17 protein-coding genes are annotated in these 17,803 nt (G+C 76.7%); 9 read left to right on the plus strand and 8 right to left on the minus strand.

Annotated elements, in window-relative coordinates:
- Together C5507_RS08855 and C5507_RS08860 are read left to right on the plus strand one after the other, a co-directional pair.
- On the plus strand, positions 1–1,045 hold a 1,045-nt coding region (locus C5507_RS08855; RefSeq protein ID WP_346193780.1), incomplete at its 5' end, for a FecCD family ABC transporter permease.
- A complete protein-coding gene (locus C5507_RS08860) occupies positions 1,042–1,833 on the plus strand; it encodes an ABC transporter ATP-binding protein (protein ID WP_104528171.1) in 792 nt (263 codons plus the stop codon). The genes C5507_RS08855 and C5507_RS08860, both read left to right, overlap by 4 nt.
- Positions 1,834–1,952: 119 nt before the next feature.
- Here the strand turns inward: C5507_RS08860 and C5507_RS22660 are convergent, their stop codons facing one another.
- Both C5507_RS22660 and C5507_RS22665 read right to left on the minus strand, forming a co-directional pair.
- Complete coding sequence (locus C5507_RS22660) at positions 1,953–2,801, minus strand: 5-oxoprolinase subunit C family protein (RefSeq protein WP_130504113.1); 849 nt, start codon at positions 2,799–2,801, stop codon at positions 1,953–1,955.
- The gene (locus C5507_RS22665) at positions 2,802–3,428 is read right to left on the minus strand and encodes a 5-oxoprolinase subunit B family protein (RefSeq protein WP_242610897.1); all 627 of its coding nucleotides are present in this window, start codon (positions 3,426–3,428) and stop codon (positions 2,802–2,804) included.
- Positions 3,429–3,528: 100 nt separating this feature from the next.
- Between C5507_RS22665 and C5507_RS08870 the strand changes: the two genes are divergently transcribed.
- On the plus strand, positions 3,529–4,650 hold the full coding sequence (locus tag C5507_RS08870; protein WP_242610896.1) for a hypothetical protein: 1,122 nt from the start codon (positions 3,529–3,531) through the stop codon (positions 4,648–4,650).
- A 58-nt stretch (positions 4,651–4,708) separates the two neighbouring features.
- Positions 4,709–5,437, plus strand: a complete 729-nt coding sequence (locus C5507_RS08875; RefSeq protein WP_242610895.1) for an ANTAR domain-containing protein — start codon at positions 4,709–4,711, stop codon at positions 5,435–5,437.
- Between the two features lie 4 nt (positions 5,438–5,441).
- On the opposite strand, the gene C5507_RS08880 is transcribed toward C5507_RS08875, so the two are convergent.
- Entirely contained in the window at positions 5,442–6,215 is a 774-nt protein-coding gene (locus tag C5507_RS08880) for a LamB/YcsF family protein (RefSeq protein WP_242610894.1), read from the minus strand.
- Between the two features lie 52 nt (positions 6,216–6,267).
- On the opposite strand from C5507_RS08880, the gene C5507_RS08885 reads away from it, so the two are divergent.
- From C5507_RS08885 to C5507_RS08895, 3 genes are all read left to right on the plus strand, one after another.
- A complete protein-coding gene (locus C5507_RS08885; RefSeq protein WP_104528173.1) occupies positions 6,268–7,386 on the plus strand; it encodes a spore photoproduct lyase family protein in 1,119 nt (372 codons plus the stop codon).
- A gap of 137 nt (positions 7,387–7,523) precedes the next feature.
- Entirely contained in the window at positions 7,524–9,182 is a 1,659-nt protein-coding gene (locus tag C5507_RS08890) for a SpoIIE family protein phosphatase (RefSeq protein WP_104528250.1), read from the plus strand.
- Positions 9,183–9,272: 90 nt separating this feature from the next.
- Positions 9,273–10,775 (plus strand): phytoene desaturase family protein, encoded by a 1,503-nt coding sequence (locus tag C5507_RS08895; RefSeq protein WP_104528251.1) that lies wholly within the window; start codon positions 9,273–9,275, stop codon positions 10,773–10,775.
- A 2-nt stretch (positions 10,776–10,777) separates the two neighbouring features.
- Here C5507_RS08895 and C5507_RS08900 read toward each other — a convergent pair whose 3' ends face one another.
- Both C5507_RS08900 and C5507_RS08905 read right to left on the minus strand, forming a co-directional pair.
- Positions 10,778–11,791, minus strand: a complete 1,014-nt coding sequence (locus C5507_RS08900) for a class I SAM-dependent methyltransferase (protein WP_242611347.1) — start codon at positions 11,789–11,791, stop codon at positions 10,778–10,780.
- Positions 11,792–11,879: 88 nt separating this feature from the next.
- Positions 11,880–13,343: a hypothetical protein gene (locus tag C5507_RS08905; RefSeq protein WP_104528175.1), complete on the minus strand. Its 1,464-nt coding sequence runs from the start codon at positions 13,341–13,343 to the stop codon at positions 11,880–11,882.
- Between the two features lie 245 nt (positions 13,344–13,588).
- Between C5507_RS08905 and C5507_RS08910 the strand changes: the two genes are divergently transcribed.
- Positions 13,589–14,248: a class I SAM-dependent methyltransferase gene (locus C5507_RS08910; RefSeq protein ID WP_104528252.1), complete on the plus strand. Its 660-nt coding sequence runs from the start codon at positions 13,589–13,591 to the stop codon at positions 14,246–14,248.
- A gap of 141 nt (positions 14,249–14,389) precedes the next feature.
- Here the strand turns inward: C5507_RS08910 and C5507_RS08915 are convergent, their stop codons facing one another.
- Together C5507_RS08915 and C5507_RS08920 are read right to left on the minus strand one after the other, a co-directional pair.
- Positions 14,390–14,557 carry a DUF3117 domain-containing protein gene (locus C5507_RS08915; protein ID WP_012947303.1) on the minus strand — a complete coding sequence of 56 codons (168 nt, stop codon included), beginning with the start codon at positions 14,555–14,557 and terminating at the stop codon, positions 14,390–14,392.
- A gap of 112 nt (positions 14,558–14,669) precedes the next feature.
- Positions 14,670–15,215: a DNA-3-methyladenine glycosylase I gene (locus C5507_RS08920; RefSeq protein ID WP_242610893.1), complete on the minus strand. Its 546-nt coding sequence runs from the start codon at positions 15,213–15,215 to the stop codon at positions 14,670–14,672.
- A gap of 78 nt (positions 15,216–15,293) precedes the next feature.
- Between C5507_RS08920 and C5507_RS08925 the strand changes: the two genes are divergently transcribed.
- The gene (locus C5507_RS08925; protein WP_104528177.1) at positions 15,294–16,358 is read left to right on the plus strand and encodes an NAD-dependent epimerase/dehydratase family protein; all 1,065 of its coding nucleotides are present in this window, start codon (positions 15,294–15,296) and stop codon (positions 16,356–16,358) included.
- Positions 16,359–16,368: 10 nt separating this feature from the next.
- Here the strand turns inward: C5507_RS08925 and C5507_RS08930 are convergent, their stop codons facing one another.
- Positions 16,369–17,733 (minus strand): hypothetical protein, encoded by a 1,365-nt coding sequence (locus C5507_RS08930; protein WP_104528178.1) that lies wholly within the window; start codon positions 17,731–17,733, stop codon positions 16,369–16,371.
- Positions 17,734–17,803 lie beyond the last annotated feature (70 nt).

Genomic DNA, 17,803 nt, shown 5'->3' on the forward strand with positions numbered 1-17,803 from the left:
CGCGCGGTCGCGGCGACGGACGCCGCTGGCGCTCGCCGGCGCGGTCGCGGCGCTGATCGGCGCGCTGCTGGCCGGCGTGTGGTTCGGCGCCCTGCCGCTGCCGCCGGGGGCGGTGGTCGCCACCCTGCTCGACCGCGTCCTGGGGCCGGCCTTCGGCGTCCGGGTGCCGGGCGCGCTGGAGGGCACCGAGGCGGCCGTCCTGCTGGAGCTGCGGCTCCCCCGGGTGGTCCTGGCCGTCCTCGTCGGCGCCGGGCTGGCCATCTCCGGCGCCGCCTACCAGGGGGTCTTCCGCAACCCGCTGGCCGATCCGTACCTCCTGGGCGCCGCTGCGGGCGCGGGTCTGGGAGCGACCCTCGTCATCGCCTACGCCCCCGGGCAGAGCATCGGCCCGGTGGGCGTCGTACCGCTGGCGGCCTTCGCCGGTGCGCTGCTGGGGGTCGGCCTGGCGGTGGCCCTCGGCAGCGCCGCGGGGGGCTGGCACAGCGCCACCCTGCTGCTGGCCGGGGTCGCGGTCGCCGCCTTCCTCGCCGCCGGCCAGACCCTGGTGCAGCAGCAGAACACCGAGGACCTCCGCGAGGTCTACGGCTGGATCCTCGGCCAGCTGGGCCGTTCGCAGTGGTCCGACGTCGCCCTGGTGCTGCCCTACCTGGGCGTCTCCTGCCTCGTCCTCCTGCTCTGCGGCCGAGCCCTGGACGTGCTGGCCGTCGGCGACGACGAGGCGCGCTCGCTGGGGGTGCACCCCGGCCGGATGCGGCTCCTGGTCATCGCCGCCGCCTCGATGGCCACCGCCGCCGCGGTGGCGGTCAGCGGGCTGATCGGGTTCGTCGGCCTGGTGGTGCCGCACATCGTGCGCCGGCTGGTCGGCGGCGCGCACGTCCGCGTGCTGCCCCTGTCGCTGCTGGTGGGGGGCGCCTTCCTGGTCGTCGCCGACCTCGTCGCCCGGGTCCTGCTCGCCCCCGCGGAGCTGCCGCTGGGCGTGGTGACCGCCTTCGTCGGCGCCCCGTTCTTCGCCGGGCTGCTCTGGATGGGCGGGCGGCGGCGGTGACGTCCGCACCCGGACCGGCGGGCGCCTCCGTCGAGGTGGTCGACCTGAGCGCCGCGCACGGCAGGATCCCCGTCCTGCACGGCGTCCGGCTCACCGTGGCCCCCGGCGGCTGGCTCGCGGTGATCGGACCGAACGGCTCGGGCAAGTCGACGCTGCTGCGCTCGGTGCTCGGTTTCCACCCGCACGAGGGGACGGTCCGCATCGACGGCGTCCCGACCTCGGGCATGCCGCGCCGGGCGCGCGCCCGCCTGCTGGCGTACGCGCCGCAGCACCCCGTCCTGCCCGAGGGCGTGAGCACCAGCGACTACGTGCTCCTGGGCCGCACCCCGCACCGCCCGCTGCTGGCCGCCCCCCGGGCCCGCGACCGCGAGGTGGCGGCCGAGGTGATGGACCGGCTCGCGCTGCTCCCCCTCGCCGACCGCCCGGTCACCCAGCTCTCCGGTGGCGAGCAGCAGCGCGCCGTCCTCGCCCGGGCGCTGGCCCAGCAGCCGCGGGTCCTGCTGCTCGACGAGCCGACCGCCGCCCTTGACCTCGGCCACGCCCAGCAGGTGCTGGACCTGCTGGACCGGTTGCGCCGCCAGGACGGGCTCACCGTGCTGAGCACGCTGCACGACCTCACCCTCGCCGGGCAGTACGCCGACCGGCTGACCCTGCTGTCGGAGGGCCGGGTCGCCGCCCACGGCACCCCCACCGAGGTGCTGACGCCCACGGCGCTGGCGACCCACTACGGCGCGCGCGCCCAGGTCGTGGCCGGACCGGACGGACCGGCGGTCCTGCCGGTGCGGTGATCCGGTGGCGGTGCGATCCTCCGGATGGCACCGCGACCAGGTTCCGTCCCCGCCCGCGTGGAGCCGCTGCGTCGTCCCTGCTCGGCCCCCCTCCGAGGGTCCGCTCGGGACGACCCCGATCAGCCGGGCCGGAACCGCAGCACGTCACCGGGCCGGGCCTGGGCCGCGGCGGGCAGGTCGGCGGTGACGACGACGGCGAGCACCGGGTAGCCACCGGTGACCGGGTGGTCGGCGAGGAAGAGCACCGGCGCGCCGTCGGGCGGCACCTGCACGGCGCCCGGCACGAGCCCCTCGCTGGCCAGCTCCCCCTCGCGGGCCCGATCCAGCGCCGGGCCGGTCAGCCGCAGGCCCACGCGGTCGCTCGCCGTCGCGACCGTCCACTCCGCGGTGGTCAGCGCCGTCCACGCCGACGCCGCCAGCCAGTCCCGCCGGGGGCCGGGCAGCACGCGCAGCGCCGCCGTCGGTCCCGGCGCGGCCACCGGGGCGACGTCCACGACCGGCTGGTCCGGTCCCGGCGGACCGATCGGCAGCCGGTCCCCCGCCCGCAGCGGCCGCGGCCCGAGCCCGGAGAGGGTGTCGGTGCTGCGCGACCCCAGCACCGGGGGCACGTCGATCCCGCCCCGGACGGCGAGGTAGCTGCGCAACCCGGCCGTCGGCGTCCCGAGGGAGAGGACCGCACCCGCCGGTACGGGCAGCGGCGCGTTCCACGGCGCCGGGCGGCCCGCCACGTCGACCGGCGTGGGCGCCCCGGTGAGGGCCACCAGCAGCGTCCGCTCGGCCCGCACCCGCAGTCCCCCCGCCGTGACCTCGAGGACCGCGGCGCCGGCCGGGTTGCCCACCAGCCGGTTGGCCAGGCCGGCCGAGGACGCGTCGGCGGCGCCGGACCGGGTCACGCCGATCCCGGCCCAGCCCGGGCGCCCGGCGTCCTGCACGGTGGTCAGCGGCCCCGGCGCCAGCACCGCGAGCACTCAGCCCACCGCCCGCAGGGCGACCGTCGTACCCGGGGTGAGCAGCGCGGGCGGGTCGCGCTCGACGTCGAACAGGACCAGGTCGGTGCGGCCGACCAGCTGCCAGCCCCCGGGTGACGCGCGGGGGTAGATGCCGGCGTAGGGGCCGGCGAGCCCGACCGCGCCGGCGGGCACCCGGGTGCGCGGGGTCGGGCGGCGGGGCACGTGCAGCTCCTCCGGCAGTCCGGTGAGGTAGCCGAAGCCCGGCGCGAAGCCGCCGAAGGCGACGGTGAACCGCGTTCCGGTCAGCTGCGTCACCAGGTCGGCCTCGGAGCGGCCGGTGCGGGCCGCCACGTCGCCGAGGTCGGGGCCGTCGAAGACCACCGGCACCTCCAGGTGGCCCGTCGGGGCCGTCGGCGGGCCGGCTCCCGGGCGCAGCCGGCGCAGCGCGGCCAGGTCGGGGTCGGTGGGCGGCCGGTCGAGGACCACGAGCAGTGTGCGGGCCGCCGGCACCAGGTCCAGCTGGCCGTCCAGGGGCGCCGCCGCCAGGGCGGCCCGCAGCGCCGGCACCAGCGCCGGGTCGGCCTCCAGCAGCACCGCACGGTCGCCGTAGGCCACCACCCGCTCGACTCCCCCGACCCCGGACACCGGCCCATGATCGGGCATCGGTCACCCGGACGTGGCATCTGCGGCTCCGACCTCGTCCCGGCAGCGCCCGCCCGCCCCGTGGGTGGAATGCTGGGCGGCCGTGACCGTGCAGACGTCCCAGCAGCAGGTCGGCGAGGACGTGCCGCCGGTCCTGGTCGTGGGGCTCGTGGCTGCCCCGGGCGCGCCGGCCGAGCTGGCGAAGGGGCTGGCCGGCGAGCTGGCGAGCGAGCTCGGGAGCCGGCACCCGGAGGTCGGCTGGCGGGTGGAGACCGTCGAGGACGGCCTGGTGCGCCCCCCGGCCGACGACGCCGAGCTGGTCGCCGCCACCCGCGAGCGGCTGCTGGCCGCCGACTGGGACCTCGCGCTCTGCCTGACCGACGTCCCGCTCGAGGTGTCCCGCCGGCCGGTGGTCGGCCACGCCAGCCCGCTGCACGGCGTCGGGGTGCTGTCCCTCCCCGCGCTCGGCGCGATGGGCCGGCGCCGGCGGGCGCTGGAGACGGCGGTCGGCCTCGTGCAGGCCCTGGTGAGCGACGGTGACGACGACCCCGACGACCCGGCCGACCGGGCCACCCTGGGCCGGCGCCTCCAGCAGCTGGCCACCGATCCCGACGGCCCGGACGACGGGGTCCGCTTCACCGCCCGGGTGCTGTCGGGCAACCTGCGGGTGATCAGCGGGATGGTGCGCGCCAACCGGCCGTGGCGGCTCGCCGTCCGCCTCTCCCGGGCGCTGACCGCGGCCATCGCCGCCGGCGTCTTCGCCCTCGTGAGCGCCGACATCTGGCGGCTGGCCGACGCCTTCGGGTGGCTGCGGCTGCTGCTGGTCGGCGTCGGCTCGGTGGTGGCCATCGCCGTCACCCTCATCGTGGGCGCCGAGATGTGGGAGCGGCCGCGCGGGCGCCGGGTCCGCAAGCAGGTCGTGCTGTTCAACATCGCCACGGCGGCCACCGTGACGATCGGCGTGCTGTCCCTCTACCTCGCCCTCTTCGTCCTCGCGCTCCTCGGCGGGCTGTTCCTGGTCGTGGAGCCGCTGTTCAGCGAGGGGCTCGGGCACCCGGCGCAGTTCTCCGACTACCTCGAGCTCGCCTGGCTGACCAGCTCGCTGGCCACGGTGGGCGGCGCGCTGGGCGCCGGGCTGGAGAGCGACGAGGCCGTCCGCGAGGCGGCCTACACCTACCGTCCCGGGCACGCGGGGCCCGTGGCCGACGAGACCGGGCGGCTCTGACCGCTTCCCCGGCGGCCGCTCGGGGTGTGCCGGACCGTCCGCGGCGGGACACTCGGGTGTGACCATCGCCGATCGGTTCGCCGCCGCGCTCGCCGCCGAGAACCGACCCGAGCTCGCCGGACCGGAGCTGCTGCCGGTCCGCCTCAGCCGGGCCTGCGCCGCGGTGACCGGTGTCGACGGCGCCGGCCTGAGCACGGTCGACGGCGCCGGGCGCTGGCTGCCCCTCGGGGGGAGCGACCCCTGGGCGAGCACCGCGGAGCGCCTGCAGTTCAGCGCCGGGGAGGGGCCCTGCATGAGCTCGCGCAGCGCGGGCCACCCGGTGCTCGCCACCGAGGAGGACCTCGGCCGCCGCTGGCCCCGGTTCGCCGAGCTGTTCCTCTCGCTGTCCCCGTACCGCGGGGTGATCGCCCTGCCGCTGGGCCCCGCACCCTGGGGCGGCGGCGCCCTCGATCTCTACCTCACCGACGGGGCCGCGGTCGTCGAGGTCGACGTCTTCGCCGCGACCGCCGTCGGCGAGCTCGCCAGCGCGGCGCTCAGCGACGCCACGATCTGGTCCAGCTGGTCACCCGGCGACGACCCCGCCTGGTTGCGCGGGCCGGCGCCCCGCCGGCGGGCCCGCGTGTGGGAGGCGATGGGCCGGTTGAGCCTGGACCTCGACGTCCCGGCCGAAGAGGCGCTCCGCCTGCTGCGCGACGACGCCGTCTCCCGCGGCTGCCCTGTGGACGAGGTGGCGGGCGACCTGCTCGCCGGCCGCCGCCGGCCGGCGGACCTCGGCGCCCCCCGATGACGGCTCAGCCGGCGAAGGCGGCCACGGTCAGCCCGGCCGACTCCAGGGACGCCCGCACCGAGCGCGCCAGGTCGACCGCTCCGGGGGTGTCGCCGTGCACGCACACCGACTCGACGTCCACGGCCACGCGGGTGCCGTCGACGGCCAGCACGACGCCGTCGGCGGCCATCCGCACCGCCCGTTCCGCCACCTCCGCCGGGTCGTGCACCACGGCACCGGCGGCGCTCCGCGGGACCAGCGCGCCCTCGGGGGTGTAGCCCCGGTCGGCGAAGCCCTCGGCGACCGTGCGGAGGCCGGCCCCGGCCGCGAAGCGCAGCAGCACCGAGCCCGGCAGCCCTAGCACCGCCAGGTGCGGGTCGTAGGCGGCCACGGCGTCGACCACCGCCTGCGCCTGCCGCTCGTGGTGCACGACGGCGTTGTAGAGCGCGCCGTGCGGCTTCACGTAGGACACCCGACCCCCGGCGGTCCGCGCGATGCCGTCGAGCGCGGCGAGCTGGTAGAGGACGTCGGCGGTGAGCTCCGCCGGAGCGACGTCGAGGAACCGGCGGCCGAAACCCGCCAGGTCCCGGTAGGCCACCTGGGCGCCGATCGACACGGTCGAGGCCACGGCGGCGGCGCACACCCGCCGCATGGTCAGCGGGTCGCCGGCGTGGAAGCCGCAGGCGACGTTCGCGCTGCTGACGACGCCGAGCAGGGCGTCGTCGTCGCCCAGCCGCCACACGCCGAAGCCCTCGCCGAGGTCGGCGTTCAGGTCGATGCGGGGCCCCGGTGCGCTCACCGGGGCAGTCTCGCACCGGAATGGCGCCCGTCCCCAGGACGGTGCACCGGGCATGGCAGCCGCCGAGCCGCTCTCGCTCTTCGACCTCGGTCCCCCAGCGTCCCCGATGCCGCCCAACCCGCTGCTGGCGATCCGCCGGGTCTACGCCGAACCCGCGGCGCTGGACTCGCCCCGCGGCCGTCAGGTGCTGGGCCGGGTTCCCGGGGCGGAGGTGGTCGAGGTGCCGTCGCACTGGCAGATCCCGGGCCTGCACGGCAACGACGAGCTCGTCGACCGGTGGGTGCGGGTGAAGACCGAGACGCTGGTCCTCGGCGTCCGCAAGGGGCTGGCCGCCCGCCCGAACGGCCGGTCGGCCGACTTCATCGCGCCCGGGGCCGCCAACGGCTGCGCAATGGCCTGCGCCTACTGCTACGTGCCCCGGCGCAAGGGCTTCGCGAACCCGATCACCGTGTTCACCAACATCGAGCAGATCACCGCCCACCTGCGGCGGCACGTCGCCCGCCAGGGCGTCAAGCAGGAGCCGGACCAGCGCGACCCGACGGCCTGGGTGTACGACATCGGGGAGAACAGCGACTGCTCGGTGGACGCACTGGTCAGCGACAACGTGGCCGACCTGGTCGCCACGTTCCGCGGGCTGCCGACGGCCAAGGCCTCGTTCGCCACCAAGTACGTCAACCGGCAGCTGCTGGACCTCGATCCCGCGGGTCGCACCCGCATCCGCTTCTCGGTCATGCCGCACGACGACGCCCGGGTCCTCGACGTGCGCACCAGCCGGGTCGCCGAGCGCATCGCGGCGGTCGACGACTTCGTCGAGGCCGGGTACGAGGTGCACCTCAACCTCTCCCCCGTCGTGCTCCGCGACGGCTGGGAGCCGGCGTGGGCGGACCTGCTGCGACAGCTGGACGACGGGCTCGGCCCGGCCGCCAAGGCGCAGACGGCAGCCGAGGTGATCATGCTGACCCACAACGAACCGCTGCACGAGGTCAACCTCGGGTGGCACCCGACGGCGGAGGGGCTGCTGTGGCGGCCGGACCTGCAGGAGCCCAAGCGCAGCCAGAACGGGCAGGACAACGTCCGGTACCGGGCCGGGGTGAAGCGGGCCGCGCTCGACCGCCTCCGGGGGCTGCTGGCGGCGCACGCGCCCTGGTTGCGGGTCCGGTACGCGTTCTGACGGTCGACACGTCGCGATGTCGACGTGACCACTTGTCGACCAAACGTATACGGAGGCTCACCCCTCGTGTGAGACGCTGACGGACGTGGGGTCCTGCCGCTCCCACACGGGGGATGTCGCGGCACGAGGGGGAACTGGTGCCCGAGTACAGCTCCGGGGTGCCTGCGGAGAATCTGCTGGCCGCGCTCCCGGACACCGTGGTCGTCGCCGACGCCCACGGCATGGTGGCCTACGTCAGCCCCGCCGTCGAGGCGCTGCTCGGATACCGCCCGGCGGACCTGATCGGGAGACCGCTGCAGGTGCTGATGCCCGAGCGTCTGCGCCGGGGGCACGGCGAGGGCTTCTCCCGCTTCCGCGCCACCGGCGAGGGCAAGCTCGTCGGGGCCACCACCCAGGTGCCGGCGCTGCACGCCGCCGGCCACGAGGTGGCCGTCGACCTCACCCTCTCCCGCCTCGCCGCGACGCCCGGGGCCACGGCCACGGACGCCTTCGTCGTCGGGGTGCTCCGTGACGCCAGCACGACGATCCTCCTGGAGCGCCAGTTCCAGGTGAGCCGGTACCTCGCCGCCACGCTCCGGGTGACCGCCGCCCTCACCGAGGCGCGGGACGCCGACATCGCCTTCCAGCAACTGCTGCCGACGCTCTGCATGGAGCTGGACTGGGACGCCGCGATGCTGTGGCAGCCCGACGAGCGGGGCGGGCTCGCCCACGCCGGCACCTGGAGCGCACCCGCCAGCCCCGTGCCCGCACTCGTCGCCGAGTCCACCGGCCGATCGTTCCGGCGCGGTGAGGGGCTGCCGGGGCATGCGTGGCAGCAGCGCGAGCCCGTGGTGGTCGAGAACCTCGGTTCCGATCCACGGGTGGTGCGTCGCAGCGCGATGCGGGCCGACGGGCTGAGCACCGGCGTCGCCTTCCCCGTGCTGCGCGGGGACACGCTGCTCGCCGTCTGCGAACTGTTCTCGACCGATCCGCGGCCGGTCCCGCCGGAGCTGCTGGAGGTGCTCTCCCACGCCGGCCGGCAGATCGGCCAGTTCCTCGCCCGGCTCCGGGCCGAGTCCGACGTCCGCGAGCTGGCCGACACCCTGCAGCGGAGCCTGCTGCCCTCGCACCTGCCCACCATCCCGGGCGTCCAGCTGGCCGCCCGGTACCGCCCCGGCGGCGACACAGCGCTGGTGGGCGGCGACACCTACGACGTCATGCCGCTGCCCGACGGGCGCTGGATGGTGCTCATCGCCGACGTCTGCGGCACCGGCGCCGAGGCGGCCGCGGTCACGGCGGTCACCCGGCACACCGCCCGCGCGGCTGCCGCCTCCGGCGGCCCGGCGGAGATCCTCTCGGCCGTCAACACCGCCCTCCTGCACGAGCAGGGCCAGGCCCCGCTGCGCTTCGTCACCGCCTGCTGCCTGGTGCTGGAACCGGCCGAGGACGGGCACCGGGTGTGCCTGAGCGTCGCCGGCCACCCGCTCCCGATCCTCCGCGGTGCCACCGGGGCGGCCCGGGAGGTCGGGACCGCGGGCCGGCCGCTCGGCATCGACGCCGACGTGGAGTTCGACGAGTCGGCCCTCGACCTCCCTCCGGGGTCGACGCTGGTGCTCTACACCGACGGGGTGACCGAGGCGCGGGACGACGCCGGGCGCCAGTTCGGGGAGGACGCCCTCCTCCGGGTCCTCACCGGCGCCCCCGCCGACGCGGAGGCGACGGTCGGAGCGGTGACCGCGGCCGTCGAGCAGCAGCTGGCCGGCTCCCGCCACGAGCACGACGACCTCGCCGTCCTGGCGCTCTCCATCCCTCGCTGAGGCTCGCGCCCGGGACACCGACGACGAGGGCGCTCGGCACGTGAGCCGTCGAGCGCCGACGTGACGCGGCGGCTCGCTACGGTGGCGGGCGTGGCGCGCGTCGTGGTGGTGGGCGCCGGGCTCGGCGGGCTGGCCGCCGCGGCACGTCTGGCGGCGCTGGGCCACGCCGTGACGGTCCTGGAGCAGGCCGCCGAGTTCGGCGGGAAGCTCGGCTGGTTCACCCGCGACGGGCACTCCTTCGACACCGGGCCGAGCCTGGTCACCCTGCCGCAGGTGCAGCGGGACCTCTTCGCGGCCACCGGCGCCCGGCTCGAGGACGCCGTCGACCTGGTGCGCCTGGACCCGGCCGTCGGCTACCGCTTCGCCGACGGCACCGCGCTGGCGATGCCGGGCCGGCTCGACGCCGTCCCCGCCGCGCTCGACGACGCACTGGGTCCGGACGCCGGCCGCCAGTGGAGCGCCCTGCTCGACCGGGCCGCGACGATGTGGCGGATCAGCGAGGAACCCTTCCTGCGCACCCCGCTGGCCGGGGCCGCCACGCTCGCCCGGCTGGCCCGCCGTCCCGGCGACGTGCGGGCGATCGCCCCGTGGCAGTCGCTGCGGGGGCTCGGCCGGCAGTACCTGCGCCACCCCCACCTGCGCACGCTGCTCGACCGCTACGCCACGTACTCCGGCTCCGATCCGCGACGCGCCCCCGCGGTGCTCGCGACCGTGCCGTACGCCGAGCAGGCGTTCGGTTCCTGGTACGTGCGCGGCGGCCTGCACCGGCTGGCCCGGGCGGTGCTGGAGCGGGCCGTCGCGCACGGCGCCGTCGTCCGGACCGGCAGTGCCGTCGCCCGGGTGCTGCTGGACGCCGGGCGGGTCGCCGGCGTGCAGCTGGCCGGCGGGGAGCGGGTGGCCGCGGACGTCGTCGTCTCCGGCGTCGACGCCGCCGCCCTGCACACCGACCTGCTCCCGGAGGACAGGCGCACCCGCGCCGCCCGCCGCGACCTCGGCCGGGCCACGCCGTCGCTGTCGGGGTTCGTCCTGCTCCTCGCGCTGCGCGGCCGCACCGAGGGGCTGGCGCACCACACCGTGCTGTTCCCCGACGACTACGACGCCGAGTTCGACGCGGTGTTCGGGGTCGGCCGGCACGCGGGGCACCCCGCCCCGGTCGCCGACCCGACGGTCTACATCAGCGCCCCCGAGGACCCCGCGCTGGTGCCCGACGCCGACAGCGAGTCGTGGTTCGTGCTGGTGAACGCCCCGCGGCACGACCCGGTCGGTGGCGTGGACTGGAGCTCTCCCGGACTCGCCGAGCGGTACGCCGACCGGGTGCTGGAGGTGATGGCCGCCCGCGGGCACGACGTGCGGGGCCGGCTGCGCTGGCGCGTGGTGCGCACCCCGGCCGACCTGGAACGGGACACCGGCAGCGTCGGCGGCTCGATCTACGGCACGTCCAGCAACGGCAGCCGGGCGGCGTTCCTGCGCCCGGCCAACGCCTCGCAGGTGCCCGGCCTCTTCCTCGTGGGCGGGTCCGCGCACCCGGGCGGCGGGCTGCCCCTGGTCGGGCTCTCGGCGCAGATCGTGGCGGGCCTCGTCGGACCGGCCTGAGATCAGCGGAGCCGCGTGGCCTCCAGGGCGATCAACGGGGCCCCCGGTGCGATCCGCCGCGGCTCGCGCGGCAGCAGGCCGGCCGCCCGCAGCGCGGCCGACAGCGAGTCGACGTCCGGGAGCGACATGTCCCCCTCCTGGGCGCGCAGCAGCAGGTCGAAGTGCCGGCTGAACAGGTGCGGCGTCGCGATCGTCGTGACCACCAGCAGCGTCCCTCCCGGCGCCAGCAGCGCGGCGATGCCCGCCAGCAGGGCGGGCCGCTCCTCGGCCGGCACGTAGTAGACGACGTTGGCCAGCAGTGCGAGGTCGAACGTCCCCGCCGTCCCGACGGCGAGGTCCCGGACGTCGGCGCGCAGCACCCGTCCCCGCACGCCGAGACCCCGGTCGTCCAGGGTCCGCCGGGCCAGCGCGGCGGCGGCCTCGTCGAGATCGATCCCCACGCCTTCCGCTCCGGGGGCGGCCGCCAGCATCGTGGCCAGCTGCAGCCCCGCGCCGCAGCCCGCGTCGAGCACCCTGCGCGGCGACGCCTCGGCGACCGCCTCCCGCAGGACGTCGTCGACGAACGGTTCGAAGGCGGCCGACACCCGTGCGATGACCGCACCCTGCTCGACGACGTCGCGCCGCCCCGGCGCACCGGCGAGGAGGCCGTCCAGCTCGCGGTACACGCCGGTGTGGAACCCGGCGAAGGCCTCGTACGAGGCGCGCACCAGGTCGTCGGAGACCACGGCCCGCCCGGCGGGGGCCAGCGACCACCGGGCGTCCTCCTCCCGGACCAGGTCGGCCACGCTCAGGACCCGCAGGAACGCCTCCAGCAGGTCCTCCCTCGCCACCCCGAGCCGTCGGGCCAGGTCGGCGGTCGTCGCGGGCCCGTCCCGGACGGCGTCCAGCACCCCGGTGCCCAGTCCCGCCGCTCCCACGTGCAGCCGGACCGCCGCCTGGCCGTCGCGGGTGGCCCGGAGCCGGGCCGCGGCGTTCCCCGCCCGCAGCACCGTGACCAGGGTGCGGGGGCTGAACATCCGGGCCACGTGCGCCTCCTCGGGTCGGCCGGGGACCCACTGTGGCCCGGCCGGCCGAAGCGCACCAGTGCCTCGCCCGCAACCCGGCTCAGGCCCGGGCGGCCCCGTAACCGAGCAGCGCCGCGAGCCCGAGGGCGCTGCGCGGGGCGTAGGCGGCCCGCCACAGACCGCCGTGCGCGGCCTCGTGGGCCTCGTCCTGCCACGGGTGCGCGTGCGTCGGCCCGCCGCCGGTGTGCAGGTCGTGGACCAGCAGCGCGGCCATGAGCACGTTGGCCGTGGCGGGCTCGAAGATCTGGACACCGAACCGGTGCGCCCCGGCGTAGGCCGCCGCCAGCGCCCGGTTCTTGACCACCGACCGGGTGCGCGTCGGTGGCGCCACGTTCATCGAGACGGTGCTCCCGGACGCGCGCGCCACCGTCGCCCGCCAGCGCTGGAGACGCTTGGCCAGCGCGTAGTTGGGGCCCTGCTGGGCCACCAGGCTGTCGGCGATGCCCGGGTCGGCGCCCGGTACGTACGCGCGCCGCAGCAGCCGTCCGCCGGACACCGTGCGCAGCGGCCGGCCGAGGAGCTTCGCCGTCCGGGACCGGGCGGCGTATGCCCGCACCGACTGCTGCACGGCCTCGGCGGACACGGCGAAGACGTCGGTCGGTGTCGCGAGGAAGGCCAGCGCCAGCTCGGGTCGCGCGGCGGTGAGCCGCACCGTCAGCGCGTCGACGGCCGTGGAGACCCGGACGTTCGTGGCGCCGTCGGCGTAGACGTAGTTGCCGAGCACCGGCCGCCCGGGCAGGCCGGCGGCCCAGTCGGCGAACGCCGGTACCTCGGCGACGAGATCCCCGCCCGCTCGGCGCGGGTCGGCGTCGGTCCCGGTCCCGTCCATCGGCACCAGCAGGGTGCCGGCCCCGCTGCGCGCGGTGTCCAGCACCCGCTCCCACAGCGGCGCCCGTGGCAGGTCGACCGCGGCCACGCGGGCACCCCAGCGGAGCAGCGCGGTCAGCGGCCCCATCTCCGCGCCCGCACCGAGGACGACGACGGTGCTGTCGGGGAGGGAGAGCCACCCCGGGTTGGCCGCCACGGTCCGCACCGCCTCGGCGCACGACGGCTCGACGATCCCGTCCTCGGCCCAGCGGTCCAGCCGGCGCAGGAGCGCGTCCCCGCGCAACCGCTCCCCGTGGAAGGGCAGCGAGAGCTCCCGCTCGGGCTCGGCCGTGCCCGTCACCTCCACGGTGCGCAGCGACCGGCCGGCGGGCGCGGCGGTCAGGGCCCCCAGGTCGGTCTCGCCGTCCTGGCCCGCGACCCGCATGCGCGCGTGCAGCGAGTCCAGCCCGAAGGCGGCGATCGTCCGAGCCGCCTCGGCCGACGGCAGCCCGGCCTCGACCAGCCGCCGGAAGTGGGTCAGGTAGCCGGCCCGCCAGTTCGTCTCGTGCGCCGCGGCCAGTGCTCCCGCTGCGTCGACCGGGCGCAGCGCATCGGCGACGACGGCGCGACCGAGCGCGCCCGTGCTGCGTCGTCCGTCGGGTCCGGCCGGGAACACGACACCACGTTGCTCGCTCACAGCTGCTCCACCACTCCCCCAGCTTTCACCGGCGCACCCGACCGCGGCCAGCCGGCTCCCTGCCCACCACCTCGGCGACGCCCGCGCGGCCTCGCTCGGTTGAGCACGTCCGATCCGGGCTATGAGCACCGAACCGGTCCAGCACGGGGCCGACCCGACCCGGTCGAGCCGCGTCGCCACCCGGGCGCCCCACGTCCGGGCGGCGAGCGACCGAGGTGTCCGACGGCACGGAAAGCGAGATCCACATGCCTCCTGCAGCCACCGACCTCTACGCGGCGGCTCTGCAATCCGTCCGATCTGACGAGGTGGCCGGATCCCGGCCGTGGTCCGTACGCGACCACGACGGACGCGCGTTCCCCCTTGCCGGTGCGCTGGACCGGTGGACCGGGCGCGCCGACGCCGTGGACCGACGCTTCCTCGGCCGCGCCCGGGGAACCGTGCTCGACATCGGCTGCGGGCCGGGTCGGCTGGCCGCTGAACTGGCCCGCACCGGCGTGCACGCGCTGGGGCTCGACATCTCCCCGGCGGCGTTGCGGCTGGCTCGCCGGTCAGGGGCCACCGTCATCCAGCGATCGGTCTTCGAGCCCGTCGTCGCGGAGGGTTTGTGGGGTACCGCGCTGCTCGCCGACGGCAACATCGGCATCGGCGGCGATCCCACGGTCCTGCTCCGGCGGTGCCGGTCACTGCTCGCACCTGACGGGTTGGTGCTGGTGGAGACCGAGCGCCCCGGGGCGGGGCTGCGGACCACCCGCCTGCGGCTCGAACGGGTCGACGCGGTCAGCGCCTGGTTCGACTGGGCCGAGGTCGGCTGCGACGCCGTCGAGGAGCTCGCCGGCTCGGCGGGCCTCCATCCGAGCGAGACCTGGCAGGACGGGGGCCGCTGGTTCGTGGCACTGCGCCGCTGACCTCGTCCTCGTCCCTGCGCCGCGACGGAGCGGCGCTGCACGACCGGTCGGGGGAACGACACGGCCCCGGCTGCCGGCGAGGTGCCGGCGGCCGGGGCCGTGTCGCCCGAGCGGGCCTGCCCGAGGCAGGCCCGCTCCGGTTCAGCTGGTCGCGCCCTTCAGTGCCTCGGACAACGCCGCCGCCTCGTCGGGCGACAGCTCGACCACCAGGCGACCGCCACCTTCCAGCGGGACCCGCATGACCAGTCCGCGCCCTTCCTTGGTGACCTCGAGGGGACCTTCACCCGTGCGCGGCTTCATGGCCGCCATGCGTGCCTCCTTCGCCAGCCGCTCGCCTGCCTCGTGAACAGGCGCGCGGTGTCCGATGCTGTGAGCTCCGCAGCAATGATCCCGTATGACCGCATTCCGTCCAACATCGGGCCTATACGGGTGACGCCCGGAAGCAGCCGGTCACGTGATCGTCGACCATGCCCGTCGCCTGCATCAGGGCGTAGGCGGTGGTCGGGCCGACGAACACGAATCCGCGCCGCTTGAGCTCCCGGGCCATGGCGACCGACTCCGGACTCGTCGCCGGCACGTCGGCGAGGGTGCCGGGACGGCTCCGCGGGCCGGGCGGGGAGAAGGACCACAGCAGCTCGGAGAGGCCCTCGGGCAGCTGCTCGGCCGCACGGGCGTTGCTGACCGCCGCGGCGATCTTGGCCCGGTTGCGGACGATCCCGGCGTCCGCCATGAGCCGCTCCTGGTCGGCCTGCGTGAAGGCGGCCACCGCGCCGATGGAGAAGCCGGCGAAGGCGGCCCGGAACGCAGGCCGCTTGCGCAGGATGGTGATCCAGGAGAGCCCCGACTGGAACGCCTCGAGGGTGAGCCGCTCGAACAACGCGTCGTCGCCGCGCAGGGGCCTGCCCCACTCCTCGTCGTGGTAGGCGATGTAGTCGGGGGCACTCGTGGCCCAGGCGCAGCGCTGCACGCCCCGGACCGTAGCCCCGGGCACCGACACCACCGCTCGACCGGCGGGGGAGGCCGCCCGGCAGTAGCCTCGCCGCTCGTGCGTGTCCTCGTCACCGGCGGTGCCGGCTTCATCGGTTCGGCGGTCGTGACCGCCCTGCGCGACAGCGGCCACGAGGTGCGGGTGCTCGACGCCCTGCTGCCGGCCGTCCACCCCGCGTACCCCGACGGGCCGCCGCTCCCAGCAGGAGCGGAACTGCTCGTCGGCGACGTGCGCGACGCCGCGACGGTCGACCGGGCCCTCGACGGCGTGGATGCGGTGTGCCACCAGGCGGCGATGGTGGGGCTGGGCGTCGACGTGCAGGACATGCCGCTCTACGCGGGCATCAACGACCTGGGCACCGCCGTGCTGCTGGCCGCCATGGCCCGCGCCGGGATCGACCGATTGGTGCTGGCCAGCTCCATGGTCGTCTACGGGGAGGGCCGGTACTCCTGCGCCGAGCACGGTCCGGTGCCGGCGGCGCCGCGGCGGCGGGCCGACCTCGATGCCGGTCACTTCGAGCCGCCCTGCCCGCGCTGCGGCCGGCAGCTGGGCTGGGACCTGGTCACCGAGGACGACGTGCCCGACCCGCGGAACACCTATGCGGCGACGAAGCTCGCCCAGGAGCACCTCTCGGCCGCGTGGGCCGGCGCGACCGGCGGCAGCGTCGTCGCCCTGCGGTACCACAACGTCTACGGCCCCCGGATGCCGCGGGACACCCCCTACGCGGGCGTGGCGTCGATCTTCCGCAGCGCCCTGGAGTCCGGCCGCGCCCCGGCCGTCTTCGAGGACGGCGGCCAGCAGCGCGACTTCGTGCACGTCTCCGACGTGGCGACGGCCAACCTTCGCGCCCTCGAGCACCCGCCCGGGGAGTCCGTCCTGCGCGCCTACAACGTGGCCTCGGGACGACCGCACACCGTCGGCGACATGGCCCGTGCGCTTGCCGACGCCATGGACGGCCCGGCGCCGGTGGTCACCGGCGAGTACCGGCTCGGGGACGTGCGGCACGTCGTGGCCAGCCCCGCCCGGGCGGAGACCGAGCTCGGCTTCCGGGCGCGGGTCGACTTCCTGGACGGCATGCGGGAGTTCGCCACCGTCCCGCTCCGCGCGGCCCCGCAGGGGTGACCCCGGCCGATCACCACTCCGTGCGGACCAGCACCTCCACCGCGATCGCCGTGACCGCCGACAGCACCAGCCACAGCCGGGCGCCCCGCACGGGCAGGAAGGCCGCGGCGGCGGGCAGCCAGACGGTGAACGGCAGCCAGATCCGCTCCGTCTCGCCCCGCACCAGTCCCGTGACGTCGCTGACCAGCAGCGCGACCAGCACGGCGAGCAGCGGCAGTGCCAGGCGCGTGCGCCGCAGGCAGGCCAGTCCGGCCACCGCCGCGGGCCCGGCCGCCACCGTCGCGGCGGCAACGTTGGCGAACAGGAAGAACGCCAGCGGCCGGTTGGCGTAGGACGGTCCCGAGCGCACCCGTTCGGCAGTGAGGGACAGCCCCTCGAACCAGCCGTACCCGGACGCTGCGAAGACCGCGAAGACCACGAGCACACCCGCGGCCGCGAGCGCCAGGACGCGGACGACCCCGCTCCGGCCCAGCCTCCGCCGGTGCACGACCACGACCGCGAGCGCGAGCAGCCCCAGCGACGTCATCCCGAAGGACATGTGCAGCGCCAGCCCGAGCAGCAGCCCGCCGCCCAGCGCCCGCCCGGCGCCGCCGCCCGCCCCCCGGGCCGCCGCGGCGGCCAGCAGGGCCACGCCCCAGGCGAAGACGCCGGCGAACAACGCATCGGCGCTGGTGGCGACCCACAGGGCGGTCGGCGCCAGCACGAGGAACGGCGCCACCGTCCGTGCGGTGCCCTCCCCCGCCACCGCCCGCACGGTCACCAGCACCGCGGGGACCGCCAGCGCCCCGCCGGCGACGCACATCGCCGCGGCCCAGCCCAGCCCGCCGAGTCCCACCCGCTCCAGGAGGACGAAGGCGAGCAGCGCCGCCGGGGGGTGCCCCGCTACGTGGGTGGTCCAGGGATCGGCGGAGTCGGCGAGGACGGAGTCGTTGAAGGTGCGCAGCAGCTCGCCGATCCCCGCCACCCGGCCGACGTCGTAGGGGTACTCGTAGACGCTGTCCAGCGGCTCGGTCAGCCGCCCCCAGCCGGAGGCCAGCGCGAGGGCGACCGCCCAGACCGCGGTCACCACGGCCGAGCCGACCAGGAGCGCCCGCCAGCCGGCCCTCCGGGCCGCCGTGGGGCCCCACAGCACGACGACGACGGCGACGACGACCGGCAGGAGCACCCGCGGGGCGAGCAGCGGGTCCCAGCCGCCGCGCAGCACGTACCCGCCGAGGAGGTGGAGCACGACGCCGTCGCGGGCCAGCTCCCGGCCGGCCAGCGCCGTTCCACCGACGAGGACGACGGCGACCAGGAAGCCGGCCACCGGGCGCCACGGACGCGCCTGCGGAGGGTCTGCCCCCCGCTGCGGCGTACCGGTGGTGGCCTGCGTCATCAGCCCGGAGGGTAGGGCCCCCGCTCCTCCCCCGCCCCTCGGCCGCGGACAGGAGCTCTGGACGGGCAGG

This window comes from Blastococcus saxobsidens, from assembly GCF_002938435.1.
GTDB classification, from domain to species: Bacteria; Actinomycetota; Actinomycetes; order Mycobacteriales; family Geodermatophilaceae; genus Blastococcus; species Blastococcus saxobsidens.

Excerpts from the sequence above, each read along its gene's own strand:
- C5507_RS08910 (WP_104528252.1), top strand. The coding sequence starts at position 13,589 with ATGCCTCCTGCAGCCACCGACCTCTACGCGGCGGCTCTGCAATCCGTC.
- C5507_RS08900 (WP_242611347.1), bottom strand. The coding sequence starts at position 11,791 with ATGTTCAGCCCCCGCACCCTGGTCACGGTGCTGCGGGCGGGGAACGCC.
- C5507_RS08930 (WP_104528178.1), bottom strand. The coding sequence starts at position 17,733 with ATGACGCAGGCCACCACCGGTACGCCGCAGCGGGGGGCAGACCCTCCG.
- C5507_RS08885 (WP_104528173.1), top strand. The coding sequence starts at position 6,268 with ATGGCAGCCGCCGAGCCGCTCTCGCTCTTCGACCTCGGTCCCCCAGCG.
- C5507_RS08915 (WP_012947303.1), bottom strand. The coding sequence starts at position 14,557 with ATGGCGGCCATGAAGCCGCGCACGGGTGAAGGTCCCCTCGAGGTCACC.